Below are 17923 nucleotides of genomic sequence, written 5' to 3'. Positions count from 1 at the left end.
GCGGCGACGCGGCGCGCAGCGCGCAGGCCGGAGCGGCGCGCCGTACCGATGTCCGACGCGGATCGTGTTCGCGTGATCACGGATCATAGCGTCCGCCGCGTGTCTTCCGGACAACGAAGCGGATGATCGCGCGAACGCGCCCGCCGAGGAGGCGGCGTCACCCCGTCGGCGGTGGAGCGGCGGCCGCGGAGGTGTCGTGCCACGCGGCCGGGCCGGGCCGGACGCCCGCCGAATTCCGCTACTCCTGCCGGGAGGGGGCCCGGCCGGCGTCACCACAAAGGTTCCGCCCGAGGTCAAAGGTGATCTCCACAGCCTTACCGGGATCGTTACCTGTTTGCCCCGTTGACACTCCGCATCCTCGCTACCTAGTGTCACGCCAACGTTCCGAATGCGTGGCGATATTTCGAACGGTGAAGGGCAACAGGCCTGCGCATCAATGAAGTTGGCGCACGTCTGGCTGGGGTGTGCCGTGGCGCGGGCCGACATGCGCCGAGGTGCACGCCGGTAGGGGGATCGTCGGGGCCGAGGCCTCCGGCGGTGCCGGGCGCCGTCGGCGCACCGAGCGGCAATCTGCGAGACACGGAGGCTTCTGAGCACCAATCCCGTTCAAGCCGAGCGACCCGGCCACCGGTCATCTCGCGGGGAATCCCCGGTAGTCCACGCCCGTGGTGATGAACCAAGGGTTGTGGCGCCCTCGGCGGCCGTGGGCCGAACCGCGAGGCCGCCGAGCCGACGTACCGCGGTGTATGCCGCTCCATGTGAGGTTCGGCCCGTGTCCGCCTCCACGGATCTCCCTCCGTCCGTTCCGAGGGTCGCGCTCGGAACCCGTCGGTGGCGGTCGCCTCCGTCCGGCCTCATACCTTTCCGCAGTCACCTGATATGCCGTCATCTCCTCAACGACGAGAAGAACAAGGATCGATCATCATGCGCAACCGAAGAGCCGGCCTCGCCGCCCTCGCCGGAACCGTCTCCGTCGCTCTCACCCTGTCCGCCTGTGGCAAGGACAGCGAGGACAGCCCGGAGGGCGGCACCATCGGCATCGCGATGCCCACCCAGGCCTCCGAGCGCTGGATCGCCGACGGCAAGAACGTCGTCAAGGACCTTCAGGCCAAGGGGTACAAGACGAAGCTGGTCTACGGCGACGACGACCCGAAGAACCAGGTGTCGCAGATCCAGGAGCTGATCACCCAGCACGTCAGCGCCCTGATCGTCGCGGCCATCGACAACAAGTCGCTGAACAACGTGCTCCAGCAGGCCGCCGACGCCAAGATCCCGGTGATCTCCTACGACCGGCTCATTCTCGGCACCAAGAACGTCGACTACTACGCCTCGTTCGACAACGAGCAGGTGGGCCGGCTCCAGGCGCGTTACATAGTGGAGAAGCTCGGTCTGGAGGACGGCAAGGGGCCGTTCAACATCGAGCTCTTCGCGGGTTCGCCCGACGACAACAACACCAAGTACTTCTTCGACGGCGCCATGCACCTTCTGAAGCCGTACCTCGACAGCAAGCGGCTGATCGTCCAGTCCGGCGAGACCGAGCTCAGCGACGTGACGACCCTGCGCTGGGACGGCCCCACCGCCAAGAAGCGCATGACCGGCATCCTCGCCAATTCGTACGGCACCAAGCAGGTCGACGCGGTCCTGTCGCCCTACGACGGCATCTCCATGGGCATCCTGGGCGCGCTCAAGGCCGACGGCTACGGGACCGCCGCCAAACCGCTGCCGGTCATCACCGGCCAGGACGCCGAACTCGCCTCGGTGAAGTCGATCATCGAGGGCGGACAGGCGCAGACCGTGTACAAGGACACCCGGGAGCTCGCGGACATCACCGCGACCATGGTCGACGCGGTGCTCACCCACCAGCAGGTGAGGGTCAACGACACCCGGACGTACGACAACGGCGCCAAGGCCGTGCCCGCCTATCTGCTGCAGCCGAAGAGCGTCGACAAGTCCAACTACGAGGTCGCCCTGGTCGCGACCGGCTACTACACCGACGCCGAGCTCAAGTAGCCCCGCACGGCCGCGGCTTCGCCCTTGTTCCGGTGTCCGCGCCGATACCGCTCACCGGCCGGTGCCCGGACCGGGCGGGGCGGGGCCGGCCGTCCCGGTCGGGACGGCCGGCCCCGTCGCGTGCGGGGGTGTCCTACGGCGCGGAGAGTTCGGCGGTGAGGCGTCCGGTCCAGGGGCACCAGTAGAGGCCCGGCAGGAAGGCGCCGCCGGCCTCGTCCAGGTGGTCCTCGACATAGGGGACGGTGGCGTCGCAGACCTCGATGGCCGCGTCGGCGAAGCTGACCGTGTCGGGGTTGTAGTGGAAGTCCCACTGGGGGTTGTAGCGGGCCTGGGTCTTGATGATCCGGCCGATGACGACCTTGCGGTCCCCGTTCCTGACGATGTCACGGGCTTCCTGGATCAGGCCCGGCCTGGTGATCTCGACGACGAAGTTGTGGCCGGTGACGTCCCGCAGGTTGAAGTACGCGGCGTCCGAGGCGGCGCCGGCCGGTCCGGCCTGGCCGACGGTCACCGCGAGCAGCGTGGCGGCCGCGAGGGTGCAGATCCTGGAAGTGATGCGTCGCATGAAGGCAGCTCCGTGCCTCGGGCCGTGATCATCACGGCCGGTCGTCGCTGAATGTAGCGACTTCGTCACGCAAAGTGAACAATCCCGGATGTCGGGTCGCCGGGTCCGGGATCCGGTCGGTCCGCTCGCGGGCCGGGGCACCACCGCCCCGCCCGCGTCATCCGTCCGTGCCGTCGGCCTCCGTCCGGCGTACGAGATCGAGTGCCCGTCCCAGCGTGGTGAGCCGGGCGTCGAGCGTGTCGCCCGCGGGATAGAAGCGGATGGTGTCGACACCGGCGGCGCGCCAGACGCGCAGCCGCTCGCGCACCATGTCCTCCGTACCGATCAGTGTCGTCCCGAGCACCATCTCGTCCGTGACGAGACCCGCCGCCCCGTCCCGGTCCCCGGCCTGCCAGCGTTCGTGGACCTCGGCGGCGATCTCCGCCCAACCCTGCCTGCTGTAGGCGTCGTTGTAGAAGTTCGTGGTGGCGGAGCCCATTCCGCCGAGGCTGAAGGCGAGCTCCTTCTTGCGGCCGGCCACCATCGCGCGCAGGGCGTCCTCGTCCTCGGCGAAGGCCACTTCGGCGCCCTGGCACACGTCGAGGCTCGCACGTGTACGGCCGGCGGCGGCGAGGCCCGCGTCCAGGTGGTCGAAGTACGCCTCCTTGGCGCCCTCCGGCACGAAGCTCGTGCCCAGCCAGCCGTCCGCCACTTCGCCGGTGAGACGCAGCATCTTGGGGGACAGGGTGGCCAGATAGACGGGCAGGTCGTACTCGGCGCGCATCGACATCCGCATCGGCCGTGCCCGGCCGCCCGGCAGCGGGATCGTGAACTCCCGCCCCTCGTAGGCGATCTTCTCGCCCGCGACCGCCTGGCGGACGATGTCCACGGTCTCCCGCATCCGTGACAGCGGGCGGGCGAAGGGCACCCCGTGCAGGCCCTCGATCACCTGGGGGCCCGAGGAGCCGAGGCCGAGGAGGAAGCGACCTTCGGAGAGGGTGGAGAGGGTCAGGGCCGCGCGCGCGATGGCGGTCGGGGTGCGGGTCGCGAGCTGGATGATCCCGGAGCCCAGCAGCATCCGCTCGGTCCGCGCCGCCAAGTAGCCGAGAGGGGAGGGAGCTTCGGAACCCCAGGCCTCCGCGACCCAGCAGATGTCCATCCCGAGTTTCTCGGCCTCCACCACGAAGTCGACGGTCTCGCTCCAGCGTCCCGTCGACGCCTCGATCGTCGTGGCTGTACGCATCACGCACCGGCCCCTTCCGTGTCCTCGGCCATCTTCTTGATGGCGTCGACCGTGCCGGCCATGCTCCGCTCGAACTCCCGCAGCCGGACGAACACGATCTTCTGTTCCTTGTCCGGCATCCGGTCGATGGCGAAGGAGAGCCCCGAACGGCCGGGGCCCATCTGCATCCACTGGGTCAGTTCCGTGCCTGCGTCCGTGACGTCGAGGGTGAATCTCCATACGGCGCTGGGGAGTTCGGGGTCCGAGACCGCCCAGGCGAACACCTGGTCCTTCTCGCACCGCACGACGTAGGAGGTCGTCTCCCACTCACCGAGCGACTCGTGCCTGCTCCGGCCGACGAACCGGGCGCCGACCGCGGGAGCCGTGACCTGGTCGAGCCATCGGACCGACTGGAGTTCGGTGCTGAGTCTCGGCATGAGGTGGATGTCGGACACCAGCTCCCACACCCGTGCGGGCGGGGCGTCGATCCGGATCCTCGCCTCGACCGTCGGTCTGTCCGCGTAGCGCGCGCCCGTCCACTCCATGGCTCGCCCGGCCTTCCTCTCGACTGCTCCCGGAATCCGCCCTCGGAACTGCTCTGAGCTTGAGAGTTGCGTAGATGGACTTACCTGTCAAGGAAGAGTGACCCACCCGCTGGACCGATGGTGCGAGGTGGGTGAGGGCCGGGCGTCGGTGCGCGCGGTGTGACGGTCAGCCGGTGAAACGCCGCCGGACGGCCGGGCGTTCGGCCAGGTGGCGGGGGTATCCCGGTCCGAGACGGGGACGGGTGTCCTCGGCCGTCATGGGTTCGCCGCAGTCGGCGCAGACGACCTCGGCGGCACTCTCGTGTCCGCAGGGGTCGTGGTGGAAGACGACCGGCGGTCCCTGCTCACCGCTGAGCCAGCGGTTGCCCCAGCTGTTCATGGCCGCCAGCACACCGAAGAAGTCGCGGCCCATGTCGGTGAGGACGTAGTCGTAGCGCACCGGTTCGTGCTGGTAGGCCCGCTTCTCCAGCAGGCCTTCGTCCACCAGTCGCCGCAGCCGCGCGGTCAGGGTGGTGCGGGCGATCCCCAACTCCTGCTGGAAATCGTCGAAGCGCTTGATCCCGTAGAACGCCTCCCGCAGGACCAGGGGCGTCCACCAGTCGCCGAGCAGATCCATCGTGCGTGCGATGGAGCACGGCCAGTTCGCGAAGGAGGTCCGCCTCATGCGCCCAGCATACGAGGGTCTCACCAGGGGACCCAGCAGTTCGGAGCGGGAGGCGGGGTGGCGCACGTCCGAGGTCAGCACCCCGGGCGGCGTGCGTCCGCGCGGTTCGTGTGCGGACGCTCGACCCGCGCGTCGGGCGATGACACCGCGGCGCGCGGGTCCGTACGGACGACCGTCGGCCGGCCACGGGCCGTGAGCCCGCCGGCGTATCCGGCCGAGGTCATCGGACGCAGGCGGTCCGGCTGACCCACTGGGCCAGCGTCAGGCGCCTGGCCGAGGCGGCACGGGCGGGGTTGCGCCGGCGGATCGGCACGTGGGCGCACTCGCGACGGTCGGCGACGCGCGTCCGCCGTTCCGCGTCCCGCTCACAGAGCAGGGCCTCACGCAGCAGGGTCAGGTGGTCCGGCACGGCCGCGAGACGGTCGTACTCGTCGCGGCAGGAGCCGCCGCAGTTCGTCACGTGCGTGGCGACCGCGCTCGAGTCGTCCGGGCCGAGCGTCTGGAGCGCGTGGCCGGCGAGGAGGTCACGGATCGTGCCGCATTCCTTGAGGGAGGTGAGCATGATCGGGTGTCCTTTCTGTACGGGTGGTGCGCCGCTCTGTGCGGGCGGCCGGCCACCCATGGGGTTCACGGTCCCCACTCTCGCCCACGGACACCCCCCGGCACATCGTCCCCGCGCAGCGAATCCCGGGTACCACGGGCGTGGTAGCCGGGATGCCGCGCTACGGCCGGCGCAGAACGCGTCGTAGCAGGTCGGACCGCAGAAGCGGCCCGGTCACGGGGGTGCGTATGTCGTCGGGCGGTGACCGGACGGGAACGCCTCGCGGGCCGGTACCGCGCCAGGAGCATGCCCTCCCACGGACCCGTGGCGGCCCGGAGCCGGGGGCGCAGCGGGAGTGGGCGTCACGCGGACAGATGTCCGGAAGGCGGCGGTGACGCGGGCGCGCGCCAGCCGGCGTCGTGGGCGCGGTCGGGTGGAGACGCCGGGGGCGGGCCCCTCAGGAGGCCGGCTGGGTCGCCGGGCCCACCAGCCCGCACTGGTAGGCGATGACCACGAGCTGCGCCCGGTCCCGGGCCGCCAGCTTCGTCATGGCCCGGTTGACATGGGTCTTGGCCGTCAGCGGGCTGACGAACAGGCGCTCCGCGATCTCGTCGTTGGAAAGACCCAGCGCGACCAGACCGACGACATCGCGTTCCCGCGGGGTCAGGTCCTCCAGCCGTTCGTGGACGGCGGTCGGGCACGGGTCCGGCTGGGCCAGGAACCGTCCGATCAGCGCCCGGGTCGCCGACGGGGAGAGCAGTGCCTCGCCGTCCGCGACCGTGCGGACGGCTTCGATGAGTTCCTCGGGCCGGGCCCCCTTGCCCAGAAAGCCGCTCGCCCCCGCGCGCAGCGCGTCGGTGACGTGTTCGTCGTCCTCGAAGGTGGTCAGGATGAGCACCTTGACCCCGGCCAGGTCCTCCGACTCGCAGATGATCCGGGTCGCGTCGATACCGTCCATCTCCGGCATGCGGATGTCCATCAGGACCACGTCGGGGTGGTGGGAGCGCGCCAGCTCCACGGCCTCGCGGCCGTTGGCCGCCTCACCCACCGTCTCCATGTCGTCGGTCGAGTCGAACAGCATCCGGAAGGTGCCACGCAGCAGCGCCTGGTCGTCGGCGAGCAGTACTCGGATCGTCATGGGTGTTCCTCCGACAGTTCGTCCGGGGACGGGCCGGTCCGCAGCGGCAGTTCGGCGGTCACGGTGAAGCCGCCCTCGGGGCGCGCTCCCGCGTGCAGCCTGCCGCCGACCGTGGCGGCGCGTTCGCGCATGCCGATCAGTCCGTGACCGGCTCCCGGCTGCGGGTCGTGGGGTCCGGCGCCCCCGTCGTCCTCGACCGTGATCGTCAGCCAGGCGAGGTCGTAGTGCAGGAACACCCGGGCCTGATCCGCGCCGGAGTGCTTGCGGACATTGGTCAGGGACTCCTGCACGATGCGGAACGCGGCGAGGTCGACCGACGGTTCCAGCGGCTCGGCGTCGCCCTGCCGTGTGTGCTTCACCGCCAGTCCGGCCCGTTCGAACGAGGACAGGAGGGCCGGCACCTGCGCCAGGCCCGGCAAGGGGTCGCGGGGCGCCACCGGATCGTCGGACTGCCGTAACAGGCTCACGGTGACGCGCAGTTCGTCGAGCGCCGAGCGGCTGGCGTCCCGGATCTCCTCCAACGCCGTCAGGATGCGCTCGGGCCGCCGCTCCACGAGATGGGCGGCCACGCCCGCCTGGGCGTTGATCAGGGCGATGTGGTGGGCGACGATGTCGTGCAGCTCCCGGGCGATCCTGACGCGCTCGGCCGCCACCCGGTGCTGAGCCTCCTGCTCACGGGTGCGCTCCGCGTGCTCGGCCCGTTCCTCCACCGCCGCCACGTAGGCGCGCCGGGAGCGGACCCCGTCCCCGACGGCGGCGGGCAGCGCCATCCACGCCAGCGTCGCCGCCTTGTCCGGGTCCAGCCACGACCTCGACCCCCAGATCACGGCCGCTCCGATCAGGACGACGACGGAGACGGAGGCGACGAGGCAGGCGGTGCGCCGGTCGGTCATCAGGGCCACGGTGTAGACGCACACCAGGACGGGACTCATCACCACGGGGCTTTCGCGGAACCCGAGCATCTCGAAGGCGACCCCGCAGCACAGGGTGAGAGCCAGTACGCCGAAGGGGTGCCGCCGCCGGAACACCAGCGCGGAGCAGCCGATCGCGGCCAGCAGTACGGCGGGCCAGTGCACCATGAAGGCGTGCCGGTGCGGTTCGATCGACGAGGCGAGGACCGACATCACGAACAGGGCCGCCGCCCCCAGGGCGTCGCCTGCGCGCACCCGGAAGCCCCCTGCCCGTCTCCAGCCGATGATCGCCGCCATGGCACCACCGTAGGGTTCGTGGCCGGATGGGGCACTGTCTCGCTGGGCCGACAGTGCTCGGGGCGGGGCCGGACGACGGTGCGTGGGGCGGCCGGCAGCGGTGCGCGCGTCATGGCCGGACCGCTCGGCCGTCCGCGGGGTCGGCCCTGTTTGTGCGCCGGGAGGGAATCTGATCTGCTGCGCTCTGGAGTGCCTTGGGGAGAGGGAGGGCCATGACGGCCACCGATGGAGAACGCCGACCCGCCGGCGAGCTGGAGGCGAGCGTGCTCGCGGCGCTGTGGGCGGCGGGGAAGCCGCAGTCGGCGGCGCAGGTGAGGTCCGCGATGCCGCAGCCGCTGGCCCGTACGACGGTGGCGACCCTGCTGGCCAGGCTCCACGAGAAGGGCGTCGTCGGCCGCGGTCCCGGCTCGCGGGGCTTCGTGTACTTCCCGGTGGAGGACGCGCACGGACTCACCGCGCGCCGTATGCACCGCGAACTCGACCGGGACGGTGACCGCGGTACCGTACTGGCCCGGTTCGTGGAGGGGCTCAGCCCGGAGGACGAGACGGAACTGCGGCGCCTGCTGGGGGAGAGCGGGCAGTGACCGCGCGGTTCGCGGGGAGCGCCGGCCCGGCGGCCTGAGATCCCCGCGCGCATCCCCGTGCGCGAGTGGTGGCCGGGAACACCTCGGCCCGCTCCCGCCCGGGTCGGGCCGTGGCCGGACGCGGTGGGACCGTGCGGTCAGGCGAAGTCCGCCGAGGCGTCGACACCGCAGACCCGCAGCAGCTCGATCACATGGCGGTCCAGATCCTCGCCGACCTTCGTGACCTCGGGAATGCCGAGACTGCCCATCTCGTCGCTCGGCCGGTGCATCGTGAACACCGCGTCACCGGCCTCGTCGGTGTGCACCAGGACGCGCAGGGGCGCGTACAGCAACGCCCTCGGGTCATGGCGGAACATGCTCTCGGCGATGACGTGGTTGCCGATCAGGTACTCCATCGACCGGGTGCGGTGGCCCGCGACTTTCAGCGCCTGGGTGCCGTTGAGCCGGAAATAGACGACCAGATGATGGGGAGCGTTCTTCGCCATGGCGGCACGGACGTCGTCCCAGGTGCCCCCGGTCTCCTCGATGAGTTCGTACATCCCTCGGTCCAGCGGCGGTGCCGCCTTCTCCAGCGCGGTCACGAACTCGTCGTAGGGGATGCCCGTACGGACCTCCACGCGGGTCACGGTGTGGCTCTGGCTGGGCATGCGGAGACTCCCTCTTGCCGTTGATCTCTTGCCGTTGATCGGTCGACGCGTGGGCGTCTGTGTGCTCCGAGGCGCGGGCCGCCCGTCGGGACCGGGCGGCGACGTTCATGCGAGGGGAGGGGCCGCCCGGTCCCGTCTGCCGCGGTGCGTCCCTCGCTCGGAGCGACCCTATGACCGGCCGCCTGTGCGGGCAAACGGGGGGAAAGAGGAACATCTCCCGCTTCGGTTGGGGCTTTCGAGCCGTCGCCGGGGGTGCCGAGGGAGCGGGCCGGATCACTCCGGGTGCGCCGCGACCGCTCGCTCCGGTCCGGGACGGGGGCGCCCGAGAAGGCAGAAGACCATCGTCGAGACGAGCGCCCAGCCGGTGAGGACCAGGAACGGGAAGGCGTGCTGATCGCCGGGGAAGTAGACCTCGGTATGGATCGCGCCGATGGCCGCGCCCGTCGGCAGCCAGCGGCCGACCAGGCCGAGGAACGTGGGGAGCAGGGGCCAGGAGACCGCGCCACCGGAGGAGGGGTTCCCGATCAGCACCATCAGACCCCAGGTGGGGATGAGGGCCCACCGTCCGATCAGGACCATGAACATGAGGTAGACCGTGCTGGAGGCGTACATGGTCAGGGCCAGCGTCAGCCAGACCGCCACGAACGGGAGGCGGAGCGCACCGAGGAACCAGTCCACCACAGCGGCGATGGCGAAGGCGCCGAGCAGGGAGTAGGTGATCGTGACGGCGATGCGCGCACGGGCGCCGAGTCCCTTCGCGTGCACGTGGAGCTGGATGGCACCGACGAAGCTGACGACCACGGCTGCCAGCGCGATGTAGAAGATCGCCAGACCGCGGGGATCACCCCGCTGGTTCGGTTTGATGTCCCGGACCACGACGTCCGTTCCCGCGGCCCTTCCCGCGACGGGCGCCGCCTGTTCGATGACCTGTGCCACGGACGCGCCCGACGCGGACGAGACGTCCACCGTCACCGCGTGTTCCTTCCGCAGGTCGAAGACGGCGAAGACCGTCTGGCTCTCGACCGCTCTTCTGGCCTGTGCGTAGCCGGGGTACGCGTGGACGACCAGCGACCCGTCCAGCGCGTCCTCCATGCCCGTGAGGAAGGCGCCGTGGGCCGCGCCGGGCGGGCCGACCACCGCGGTCGGCACCCGGTGCGGGGTGGGATTGGCGAACGCGTAGGTGTACGACCACGCGAAGACGCCCGCGACGATCGAGACGAGGAACACGAGGACCGTCGCCGGGAGGAAGGGGGAACGCGCGAAGACCTCCCACCGCCGCGCCCACGTCGGAGGCCGCCGGGCGGCCCGGTCGCCCTGTCCGTCCGGCTCTGCCATGGCGCCGACGCTAGGTCGGACTGACCCACCGCGCATCCGGAAGGGGGCCTTGTGGAAGAGGGTGCGCGGAGGGAAGGCCCGCGCGGGCGGTGGTGCCGTCTGCGCGTACGAGGGAACTCCACGGGTCCCGACCCCTCGCGCGGCGGGGCCGGTCCCGGGCAGAGGGTTCCGCCGGTGAAGGCGGACCCGATCACGCACTGCCCACCCTGACCCTGACGGGACGGACACGCATCTTGTGCCGGTCCGCACGGGGATCGCCCCGGCGCCCTGGTGCCAGGAACGGGCGCCGCGGGCACTCGGGCATCCCGGAAGGCGGGACCCGGGCGGACCTCGCCGGGGGCGGCTCGGAGGGAGCGGGAACGCCGTGCCGTACGACGGAGGCGACGCGTGGCGTCCGGGGGGGCGACGCCGATGCCGCCAACCGGTCCTGCCGTACGCGGAGTCGGGGTGTCAGCGCGCCCCGAGGTCCCGGTCCGACACGAACCGCGCGACGGTGTCGGGCAGCCCGACGTCGTGTCCTTCGGCGCACCGCACCACCGCGCCGACCGGGCTGCCGCAGTCGGCGTGGAGGAGTTCGACGCCGCCTTCGTTGCCGAGTCGCGCTCCCCATTCCATCAGGGCGACGAACACGGGGAACAGCGATCTGCCCAGATCGGTGAGGACGTACTCGTACCGGGTCCGCCGGCCGGGTTCCTGGTAGGGCTGCCGGCCCAGCAGCCCCGCGTCGACCAGCCGCTTGAGCCGCTGGGCGGTGACCGCCTCGGTCAGACCGGTGTGCCGCGCGAGCTCGTCGAAGCGGCGTGCGCCGTAGTACATCTCGCGCAGGAGGACCATCGCGGACCGAGTGCCGACCAGTTCCAGGGCCTGCTCCATGTGGCACCAGCCGGCCACGCTCTCGTCGTGGTCGGAGAACCGGCCGGTCCTGGTGATCACCGGCTCGGTACCGGCCTCCGGCGCCCCGCTGGACTCCGTCATGTCCCCACGCTCTTCCTGGCTATGAATGTGCATAGCCAGCCTGCTACCGTCTGGCTATGGTTTCCACTAGTCAGCCTAGCATCCAGGCGGCCGCGACCCCTGTGTCCAACACTCCGGACAGGCGGAGGTGGTGGGCCCTGCTGGTCCTCTGCCTGGGTGTGATGATGTCCTTCGTCAACGTGTCCTCGACGATCTCGGCACTCTCACCGCTTCAGGACGCCCTGCACCTGTCCGCGAGCACCACGGTCTGGGTGAGCAGTGCCTTCAGCCTCGCGCTGGTGAGCCTCGTGCTGTCGGCGGGCACCCTGAGCGACATCCTCGGACGGCGCCGGATTCTCGTGGCGGGCGTCGCGCTCTTCACGGCCGGCAGCCTCGTCGCCTTCCTCGCGGATGACGCGGGCCCGCTCATCGGGGCACAGGCGCTGATGGGCGTCGGGGCGGCGGCCGTCCTGCCGGCCAGCCTGGCCATAGTGAGCCACACCTTCACCGACCCGCACGAGCGCACCGGCGCCATCAGCGTCTGGGCCAGTTGCGCGGGTCTCGGGCTGGCGGTCGGGCCGCTGGTGGCGGGTGTGCTGCTCTACCGCGTGTCGTGGCACGCCGTCTTCCTCACCAACGTGGTCATCGGCGTACTCGCCCTGGTCCTCACTCCGCTGCTGGTGTCCGAGAGCAGGCATCCGACGCGGCGGTTCGACCCGGCGGGTGTCGTGCTCGGCACCCTCGCCGTCGCGTCCGCCACGTACGCGATCATCGAGGGCGGCTCCACCGGCTACGGCAGGCCCCTCATCATCGCCGCGTACGCGGTCTTCGCCGTCTCGACGGCGGCCTTCGTGCGGGTCGAACTCCGGCACGACGACCCCATGCTGCAGCTGCGGCTGTTCAAGAACGCCTCGTTCACGACGGTGATGGGCATCGGCGCCGTCACCATGTTCGGCTTCGTCGGCATCTCGCTGCTCACGGTCCTGCATCTGGAGCGGGTCGCCCACGACGACGCGCTGACCACCGGCGTGAAGCTGCTCCCGATGTTCGCCACCTACATCGTCGTCAGTGCCGTCGCCGGGCGTCTGGTGCGCAGGATCGGCATCGCCGCCACGCTCAGCGCCGGTCTCGTGCTGATGGGCGCGGGAGCCTTCGCGCTCCTGGCGGCCGGCCCCTCCAGCGGGTACGGGGCCATGTGGCCGGGTCTGTTCACGGCGGGCGCGGGTTCCGCCGTCCTGGTGGCGCCGGCGACCGCCGCGGCCGTCAACAGCGTGCCCCCGCTCCAGGCCGGCATGGCGGCCGCGTCGGTCAACATGTTCCGCCAGCTCGGCAGCGTGCTCGGTCCCAGCATCCTGGGCACCCTGGTCACCACCCGCTTCCCGGCGTACCTGCACGACCGGCTGACCTCGTCCGGCGTCCCGGGCGACCGTGTCGACGGCGTGGTCGCGGGAATCACCCACGGCGGTGCGGGCACCCCTCCGGCCGCACAGGCGCACGTGATATCCGTCGCCGTCCCGCAGGCCTTCAGCGAAGCCCTCCACCTGGGCTGGCTGGTCGCCGGGATCGTGCTCCTCGTGATGGCCGTTCCGACGGCGCTCCTCCTCCGGCGTCCGTCGGCGGGGTAGCCGGGCGTCCGCCGGTGGCCGGGGCGTCAACGGCCGGGCGTCCGCGGCCCGGTCTGGTGGCGGATCCAGTCCACGAGGGCCGAGACCCGGGCGAAGTAGTTCTCCTCTCCCTCCGCGCCGCAGGGGTGATCGCCGACCATGCCGCTGGCCACCCCCACGAGGACGAGGCCCCTCCGGCGGTCCCGGTGCATCAGGGGCGCTCCGCTGTCTCCGTAACACGTCGCCCGGTGGTTCCGGATGAGCGTGCACAGGTGCACCTCGTGCCGGAATCCCTGCCGGAAGCACCGGCCGCTCTCGGTCAGGTCCGTCTCCCGCAGCGAGCGCGACGCGGGTCCGTCCTCACGGGTGTGGCCCCAGCCGGCGACCACGAGCGGTCCCGGATACGAGGTGAGCCGTGCGGAGGGCGGCAGCGCCAGGGGCGCCACGGTGCGGGAGAAGCTCACGGGCGGGTCCAGCCGCAGGAGCGCCGCGTCGTAGCGGAGCCGGCCGCCCGTCGCGTACCGAGGGTGTCTGATCACGCGGGCCACCCGCAGCGAGGCGTCCGTCCCCGTCCGCAGCACGGTGGTGCCCAGGACCACCATGATGTCCGGGCTGTCGGCGCAGTGGCCCGCGGTGAGCACCCAGCTCCGGCTCACCAGCGTGCCCGTGCAGAGGCTCTGGGGACGGCCGTCCCGCAGGATCTGGATCTGCGCCATCCAGGGGTACTTGGCCGGTGACGTCACCCGGTGGCCGTTGACGATGCCCCGGGCCGTCGCCGACAGGCCGATCACCAGGGTGAGTGCTGTCAGCACGGCCGTCACCGTCCGTCGGGACTTCCCTGTCATGCACCACTCCCCGGGCCGATCGAGCAATGGTCGGTGATCGTAAAGGGCGGTGGCGCGGTTGCCGGAAAGGCGCGGCGACGTGTGCTCCGTCCACCGCCGAAGGGGTGGCCCGTGACCGTCGGGCAGCGGAGGGACGGCCCGTGACCTTCGGTCTGGTTTCGGAGCGGTGGCCGGTGACCGTCCGGCTCGGGCTGGAACGTTCGGGAGGGCCGGCTCGCGGGACCGTGACTCAGGGCGCGATGTCGAGGGTTTCCAGGGGGCGTGCCCGCCACAGTGCCCAGTCGCCACTGATGGCGCTCGCCGCACGCAGCAGCAGGGGCAGATGGTGGTCGGCCAGAGTCTCCACCGAGGTCTCGGCGGCGTGGGCGTTGACGTTCACGGCCGCCACGGTCCTGCCGTCCCCGTCGCGCACGGGCGCGGCGACCGAGCGGATGCCCGGCGCGAGTTCCTGGTCCGTGACCGCCCATCCCTTGGCCCGCACCTCGCGCAGGACGGCGTCGATCTCCTCCCGGTCCGGGGTCCGGCGTGGGGTGAGGCCCGAACGGCTCGGTTCGGCCAGGGACTTGTCCAGTTCCTCGGCGGACAGGCTGGCCAGCAGGACCTTGCCGAGCGAGGTCTGCAGGGCGGGGAACCTCGTGCCGACGGTGACGGCGAGGGTGACCAGTTTCGGCACGGCGACCCTGGCCACGTAGACGATGTCGGAGCCGTCGAGCTGGGCCACCGAGCAGGACTCGCCGGTCTGCCGGACCAGCTCGCGGAGGTGGGGCCGGGCGAGATCCCAGAGGTTCATCGAACCGACGTACGCGCTGCCGAGGTCGAGCACCCGGGGGGTGAGGGAGAATCCGCGCTCCTGCGAACGGACGTAGCCGAGCTGCTCCAGGGTGATGAGGATCCTGCGGGCCGTGGGGCGGGCGAGGCCCGTGGCGCCGGCGATCTCGCTGAGGGACATCGCGTCGCTGCCCGGGCGGAAGCAGCGCAACACGTCCAGCCCTCGGGCGAGGGCTTCGATGAACTCGGGATTTCCTTCTCGGCGCATACGGCCAGGCTAACCGAGCGGACAGTGGTCCGGCAGATGTGAGTCCCCTTGGTCGGTGCAGAGGTCTTGTTTCATGCTCAACCATGCGGCAGATTGACCGCTGTGCGGACGGTCGTCCGCAGAACGTCGGGCAGGCCGGACCAAGGAGGATTCCATGGCCTTCGTGACGGAGGAGAATCTCACCGACCTCGCGGAGAAGCGCTGGGCCACCGCCCATTCGCCCCGGGTCGCCGAGCTGACGACGGCGCTGGTGCGGCACCTGCACGCGTTCGCCCGCGAGGTCCGGCTCACCGAGGACGAGTGGATGGCGGCCGTGGAGTGGCTCACGGCCACCGGGCGGATCAGCGACGACAAACGGCAGGAGTTCATCCTCGCCTCCGACGTGCTCGGCCTGAGCACGCTCGTCGTGCAGCTCAACCACCGGTTCGCACCCGCCGCGACGCCGGCCACGGTCCTCGGCCCGTTCCACATCGACGGCTCGCCGCCGGCCCCGTACGGCTTCGACATGTCCGACGGTGTCGAGGGGACCCCGCTGTTCGTCACCGGCCGGGTGCTCGGACTCGACGGTGCCCCGCTGCCGGACGTCGTCCTGGACGTGTGGCAGGCCGACGCGGACGGTACCTACGAGGCGCAGCTCGCGGAGGTCGACGAGGCGCGGCTGCGCGCGAAGTACCGGACGCGGTCCGACGGGACGTACTGCGTGCGCACGATCGCGCCGCTCGGTTACGCCATCCCGATGGACGGACCGGTCGGGGCGCTCGTGGGCCGCACCCGGATCAGTCACTTCAGGCCCGCGCACATCCACTTCCTCATCGACCACCCCGGCCACGACCGGCTGATCACCCATCTGTTCCGGAGCGGCTCCCCCTATCTGGACAGCGACGTCGTCTTCGGGACCAAGGACGAACTGGTGGTGGACTTCGGGGAACGCCCGGCCGGAACCGCCCCCGACGGGAGCACGGTCGACGCGCCCTATCTGCACGCCGAGTTCGACTTCGTGCTGCAGCCCTCGGCCCCGGACGGGACACGTCCGTGAACCTCGGCCTCCTGCTGCTGCGGCTGCTGCTCGCGGTGCTCCTGTGCGGACACGGCGCGCAGAAGCTGTTCGGCCGGTTCGGCGGCGCCGGACCCGACGGAACGGCCGTCGTCTTCGAGCGATGGGGCTTCGTGCCCGGCCGGCCGATGGTCCTGCTCGCGGGGCTGGCCGAGCTGACCGGCGCGGTGTCGCTCGCGGCCGGCCTGCTCACCCCCGGCGGGAGCGCCGTCGTCGTCGGCACGATGACCGTGGCGTCCGCGGCGACCGCCCCGAACGGGTTCTGGGCCCAACAGGGCGGCTGCGAGGTCCCCTTCTGGTACGGCGCCACGGCCGCCGTCCTCGGTTTCACCGGCCCGGGCGCCTGGTCCCTCGACCACGCGACCGGACTCGGCGCACTCCACGGCCCCGGGTGGGGAACCGCCGCCCTCGCGGTCGGCGTGGCCACCGCCGCCGTGCCTCTCGTCCTCCGGTCGCGGGTCCTGCGTACCCGCGCACAGCAGCACAACGAGGTGACTCCATGACGATCGACACCCCGCACTCCGACACCCCCCGGCCCGACGACCTCGACTCCGGGCGTCCGCTGCTCTTCCGTAACGCCACCGTGCTGTCCATGGACCCCGCGATCGGCCTCCTGGAGGGCGGCGACGTCCTGGTGCGCGCGGGGCTGATCGAGCGGGTCGGGCACGCGCTGACGGCGCCCGAGGACGCGGTCGTGATCGACGCCACCGGGGGCATTCTGATGCCCGGCATGGTCGACACACACCGGCACATGTGGCAGACGGCGCTGCGCGGTTTCGGCGCGGACTGGACGCTGTCGCAGTACTTCGTCTTCTACTACCTGAACTGGGGCAAGATCTTCCGCCCCGAGGACATCCACGCGGGCAACCTGCTGTCCGCCGTCGAGGCGCTCGACGGGGGCGTGACCACGACGGTGGACTGGTCGCACGGCCTGCGGACGCCCGAGCACGGGGACGCGGCCGTCGAGGCGCTGCGGTCCGTGCCCGGCCGCTTCGTCCTGGCCTACGGGAACCTGCTGGGCGCGCCCTGGGAGTGGGCCACGGCACCCGAGATGCGCGGGTTCGTGGACCGGCACTTCTCCGCGCGGGACGACATGCTGGGGCTCCAGCTGGCGTTCGACGTCACGGGCGACGCGGCGTTCCCGGAGAAGGCCGCGTTCGAGGCGGCCCGTGACCTCGGTCTGCCCGTCACCACGCACGCCGGGGTCTGGGGCGCGACCGGCGACGACGGCATCCGGCTGATGTGGGACCACGGGTTCATGACCCCGGACGTGACCTATGTGCACTCCGCGACGCTCAGCGAGGACTCCTACCAGCGGATCGCCGCCTCCGGCGGCCGGGTGTCGGTGTCCGCGGAGAGCGAGCAGAACGCCGGTCAGGGTTACCCGCCCACCTGGAGACTGCGCCGGCACGGCATCCCGGTGTCGCTGTCGATGGACACCAGCGTGTGGTTCAGCGGCGACCTCTTCTCCGCGATGCGGGCCACGCTCTCCGCCGACCGTGCCCGCGAGCACCTGGAGGCCCACGCGGCCGGCGAGACGGTGGTCCACCACACGCTGCGGGCGCAGGACGTCGTCGAGTGGGCCACCCTCGGCGGCGCGCGCGTCCTCGGCCTCGACGACCGGATCGGCTCACTGACCCCGGGCAAGAAGGCGGACCTCGTCCTGATCAGGAACGACCGTGATCCGGCCATGTTCCCGCTCCTGCACCCCTACGGGCATGTGGTCTACCAGGCCCAGCGGGCCGACGTGGACACGGTCGTCGTCGACGGCAGGGTCGTGAAGTACCGGCACGAACTGGTCGGCGTCGACCTGCGCGGGGCGCGCGAGGCGGTGGGCGCCACGGTCGAGCACGCCCGCGCGACGCTGGGCGAGGAGGCGTGGCGGGAGGCCCTGGAGCCGGAGATCCCGCGCACCGAGCCGGTGTCGAACCCCTACACGTACAGCACGTATCGCGGCGAGGGCGTCGCGGTGCGGCAGGAGGAGTCGTAACC

18 protein-coding genes are annotated in these 17923 nt (G+C 71.3%); 6 read left to right on the top strand and 12 right to left on the bottom strand.

The genetic code is table 11. The annotated features are described in order from the left end of the window. Positions 1 to 924: 924 nt before the first annotated feature. Positions 925 to 2010, top strand: coding sequence for a multiple monosaccharide ABC transporter substrate-binding protein (chvE, locus tag OG776_RS03100; protein ID WP_148014967.1), 1086 nt, complete (start codon positions 925 to 927; stop codon positions 2008 to 2010). A 133-nt stretch (positions 2011 to 2143) separates the two neighbouring features. Here chvE and OG776_RS03095 read toward each other — a convergent pair whose 3' ends face one another. The 7 genes from OG776_RS03095 to OG776_RS03065 all read right to left on the bottom strand — a co-directional run bounded on the left by OG776_RS03095 (position 2144) and on the right by OG776_RS03065 (position 7872). Further along, positions 2144 to 2575 carry a BP74-related protein gene (locus OG776_RS03095; RefSeq protein ID WP_329318700.1) on the bottom strand — a complete coding sequence of 144 codons (432 nt, stop codon included), beginning with the start codon at positions 2573 to 2575 and terminating at the stop codon, positions 2144 to 2146. A gap of 157 nt (positions 2576 to 2732) precedes the next feature. Next, positions 2733 to 3797: an LLM class flavin-dependent oxidoreductase gene (locus OG776_RS03090; RefSeq protein WP_148014969.1), complete on the bottom strand. Its 1065-nt coding sequence runs from the start codon at positions 3795 to 3797 to the stop codon at positions 2733 to 2735. Next, positions 3797 to 4321 carry an SRPBCC family protein gene (locus OG776_RS03085; protein ID WP_148014970.1) on the bottom strand — a complete coding sequence of 175 codons (525 nt, stop codon included), beginning with the start codon at positions 4319 to 4321 and terminating at the stop codon, positions 3797 to 3799. The genes OG776_RS03090 and OG776_RS03085 overlap by 1 nt, the downstream gene beginning before the upstream one ends. Positions 4322 to 4487: 166 nt before the next feature. Then, entirely contained in the window at positions 4488 to 4985 is a 498-nt protein-coding gene (locus OG776_RS03080) for a winged helix-turn-helix transcriptional regulator (RefSeq protein ID WP_148014971.1), read from the bottom strand. Positions 4986 to 5205: 220 nt separating this feature from the next. Next, positions 5206 to 5547, bottom strand: a complete 342-nt coding sequence (locus tag OG776_RS03075) for a zf-HC2 domain-containing protein (RefSeq protein ID WP_329318697.1) — start codon at positions 5545 to 5547, stop codon at positions 5206 to 5208. A 436-nt stretch (positions 5548 to 5983) separates the two neighbouring features. Continuing rightward, a complete protein-coding gene (locus OG776_RS03070) occupies positions 5984 to 6664 on the bottom strand; it encodes a response regulator transcription factor (protein ID WP_329318694.1) in 681 nt (226 codons plus the stop codon). Then, positions 6661 to 7872: a sensor histidine kinase gene (locus OG776_RS03065; RefSeq protein WP_148014974.1), complete on the bottom strand. Its 1212-nt coding sequence runs from the start codon at positions 7870 to 7872 to the stop codon at positions 6661 to 6663. The genes OG776_RS03070 and OG776_RS03065 overlap by 4 nt, the downstream gene beginning before the upstream one ends. A 212-nt stretch (positions 7873 to 8084) precedes the next feature. Here OG776_RS03065 and OG776_RS03060 point away from each other — a divergent pair, with 212 nt between their 5' ends. After that, entirely contained in the window at positions 8085 to 8456 is a 372-nt protein-coding gene (locus OG776_RS03060; RefSeq protein ID WP_148014975.1) for a BlaI/MecI/CopY family transcriptional regulator, read from the top strand. A gap of 137 nt (positions 8457 to 8593) precedes the next feature. Here OG776_RS03060 and OG776_RS03055 read toward each other — a convergent pair whose 3' ends face one another. The 3 genes from OG776_RS03055 to OG776_RS03045 form a co-directional block, all read right to left on the bottom strand. After that, positions 8594 to 9103 (bottom strand): DUF302 domain-containing protein, encoded by a 510-nt coding sequence (locus OG776_RS03055; protein ID WP_148014976.1) that lies wholly within the window; start codon positions 9101 to 9103, stop codon positions 8594 to 8596. 273 nt (positions 9104 to 9376) lie between these two features. After that, on the bottom strand, positions 9377 to 10438 hold the full coding sequence (locus OG776_RS03050) for an ABC transporter permease (protein ID WP_329318690.1): 1062 nt from the start codon (positions 10436 to 10438) through the stop codon (positions 9377 to 9379). A gap of 450 nt (positions 10439 to 10888) precedes the next feature. After that, positions 10889 to 11413, bottom strand: a complete 525-nt coding sequence (locus tag OG776_RS03045) for a winged helix-turn-helix transcriptional regulator (RefSeq protein WP_148014978.1) — start codon at positions 11411 to 11413, stop codon at positions 10889 to 10891. 101 nt (positions 11414 to 11514) lie between these two features. Here OG776_RS03045 and OG776_RS03040 point away from each other — a divergent pair, with 101 nt between their 5' ends. Then, positions 11515 to 13017, top strand: a complete 1503-nt coding sequence (locus tag OG776_RS03040; protein ID WP_329318688.1) for an MFS transporter — start codon at positions 11515 to 11517, stop codon at positions 13015 to 13017. A gap of 26 nt (positions 13018 to 13043) precedes the next feature. Here OG776_RS03040 and OG776_RS03035 read toward each other — a convergent pair whose 3' ends face one another. Both OG776_RS03035 and OG776_RS03030 read right to left on the bottom strand, forming a co-directional pair. Then, positions 13044 to 13841 (bottom strand): S1 family peptidase, encoded by a 798-nt coding sequence (locus OG776_RS03035; protein WP_148014980.1) that lies wholly within the window; start codon positions 13839 to 13841, stop codon positions 13044 to 13046. A 229-nt stretch (positions 13842 to 14070) separates the two neighbouring features. Continuing rightward, entirely contained in the window at positions 14071 to 14877 is an 807-nt protein-coding gene (locus OG776_RS03030; RefSeq protein WP_148014981.1) for an IclR family transcriptional regulator domain-containing protein, read from the bottom strand. Between the two features lie 154 nt (positions 14878 to 15031). Here OG776_RS03030 and OG776_RS03025 point away from each other — a divergent pair, with 154 nt between their 5' ends. The 3 genes from OG776_RS03025 to OG776_RS03015 are packed head-to-tail and all read left to right on the top strand — an operon-like array spanning position 15032 to position 17921. Continuing rightward, complete coding sequence (locus OG776_RS03025; protein ID WP_148014982.1) at positions 15032 to 15913, top strand: dioxygenase family protein; 882 nt, start codon at positions 15032 to 15034, stop codon at positions 15911 to 15913. Beyond that, positions 15910 to 16434 (top strand): DoxX family protein, encoded by a 525-nt coding sequence (locus OG776_RS03020; RefSeq protein ID WP_148014983.1) that lies wholly within the window; start codon positions 15910 to 15912, stop codon positions 16432 to 16434. The genes OG776_RS03025 and OG776_RS03020 overlap by 4 nt, the downstream gene beginning before the upstream one ends. Beyond that, positions 16431 to 17921 carry an amidohydrolase family protein gene (locus OG776_RS03015; protein ID WP_148014984.1) on the top strand — a complete coding sequence of 497 codons (1491 nt, stop codon included), beginning with the start codon at positions 16431 to 16433 and terminating at the stop codon, positions 17919 to 17921. The genes OG776_RS03020 and OG776_RS03015 overlap by 4 nt, the downstream gene beginning before the upstream one ends. Positions 17922 to 17923 lie beyond the last annotated feature (2 nt).

Origin of the sequence: Streptomyces sp. NBC_01689, from assembly GCF_036250675.1 — a bacterium.
Taxonomy (GTDB): Bacteria; Actinomycetota; Actinomycetes; order Streptomycetales; family Streptomycetaceae; genus Streptomyces.
The sequence above is the reverse complement of the archived record's forward strand: the minus strand, read 5'-3'. Positions and strand labels throughout refer to the sequence as shown.

Excerpts from the sequence above, each read along its gene's own strand:
- OG776_RS03035 (WP_148014980.1), bottom strand. The coding sequence starts at position 13,841 with ATGACAGGGAAGTCCCGACGGACGGTGACGGCCGTGCTGACAGCACTC.
- OG776_RS03075 (WP_329318697.1), bottom strand. The coding sequence starts at position 5,547 with ATGCTCACCTCCCTCAAGGAATGCGGCACGATCCGTGACCTCCTCGCC.
- OG776_RS03050 (WP_329318690.1), bottom strand. The coding sequence starts at position 10,438 with ATGGCAGAGCCGGACGGACAGGGCGACCGGGCCGCCCGGCGGCCTCCG.
- OG776_RS03095 (WP_329318700.1), bottom strand. The coding sequence starts at position 2,575 with ATGCGACGCATCACTTCCAGGATCTGCACCCTCGCGGCCGCCACGCTG.
- OG776_RS03025 (WP_148014982.1), top strand. The coding sequence starts at position 15,032 with ATGGCCTTCGTGACGGAGGAGAATCTCACCGACCTCGCGGAGAAGCGC.
- chvE (WP_148014967.1), top strand. The coding sequence starts at position 925 with ATGCGCAACCGAAGAGCCGGCCTCGCCGCCCTCGCCGGAACCGTCTCC.
- OG776_RS03060 (WP_148014975.1), top strand. The coding sequence starts at position 8,085 with ATGACGGCCACCGATGGAGAACGCCGACCCGCCGGCGAGCTGGAGGCG.
- OG776_RS03090 (WP_148014969.1), bottom strand. The coding sequence starts at position 3,797 with ATGCGTACAGCCACGACGATCGAGGCGTCGACGGGACGCTGGAGCGAG.
- OG776_RS03070 (WP_329318694.1), bottom strand. The coding sequence starts at position 6,664 with ATGACGATCCGAGTACTGCTCGCCGACGACCAGGCGCTGCTGCGTGGC.
- OG776_RS03065 (WP_148014974.1), bottom strand. The coding sequence starts at position 7,872 with ATGGCGGCGATCATCGGCTGGAGACGGGCAGGGGGCTTCCGGGTGCGC.
- OG776_RS03080 (WP_148014971.1), bottom strand. The coding sequence starts at position 4,985 with ATGAGGCGGACCTCCTTCGCGAACTGGCCGTGCTCCATCGCACGCACG.
- OG776_RS03045 (WP_148014978.1), bottom strand. The coding sequence starts at position 11,413 with ATGACGGAGTCCAGCGGGGCGCCGGAGGCCGGTACCGAGCCGGTGATC.
- OG776_RS03055 (WP_148014976.1), bottom strand. The coding sequence starts at position 9,103 with ATGCCCAGCCAGAGCCACACCGTGACCCGCGTGGAGGTCCGTACGGGC.
- OG776_RS03085 (WP_148014970.1), bottom strand. The coding sequence starts at position 4,321 with ATGGAGTGGACGGGCGCGCGCTACGCGGACAGACCGACGGTCGAGGCG.
- OG776_RS03030 (WP_148014981.1), bottom strand. The coding sequence starts at position 14,877 with ATGCGCCGAGAAGGAAATCCCGAGTTCATCGAAGCCCTCGCCCGAGGG.
- OG776_RS03015 (WP_148014984.1), top strand. The coding sequence starts at position 16,431 with ATGACGATCGACACCCCGCACTCCGACACCCCCCGGCCCGACGACCTC.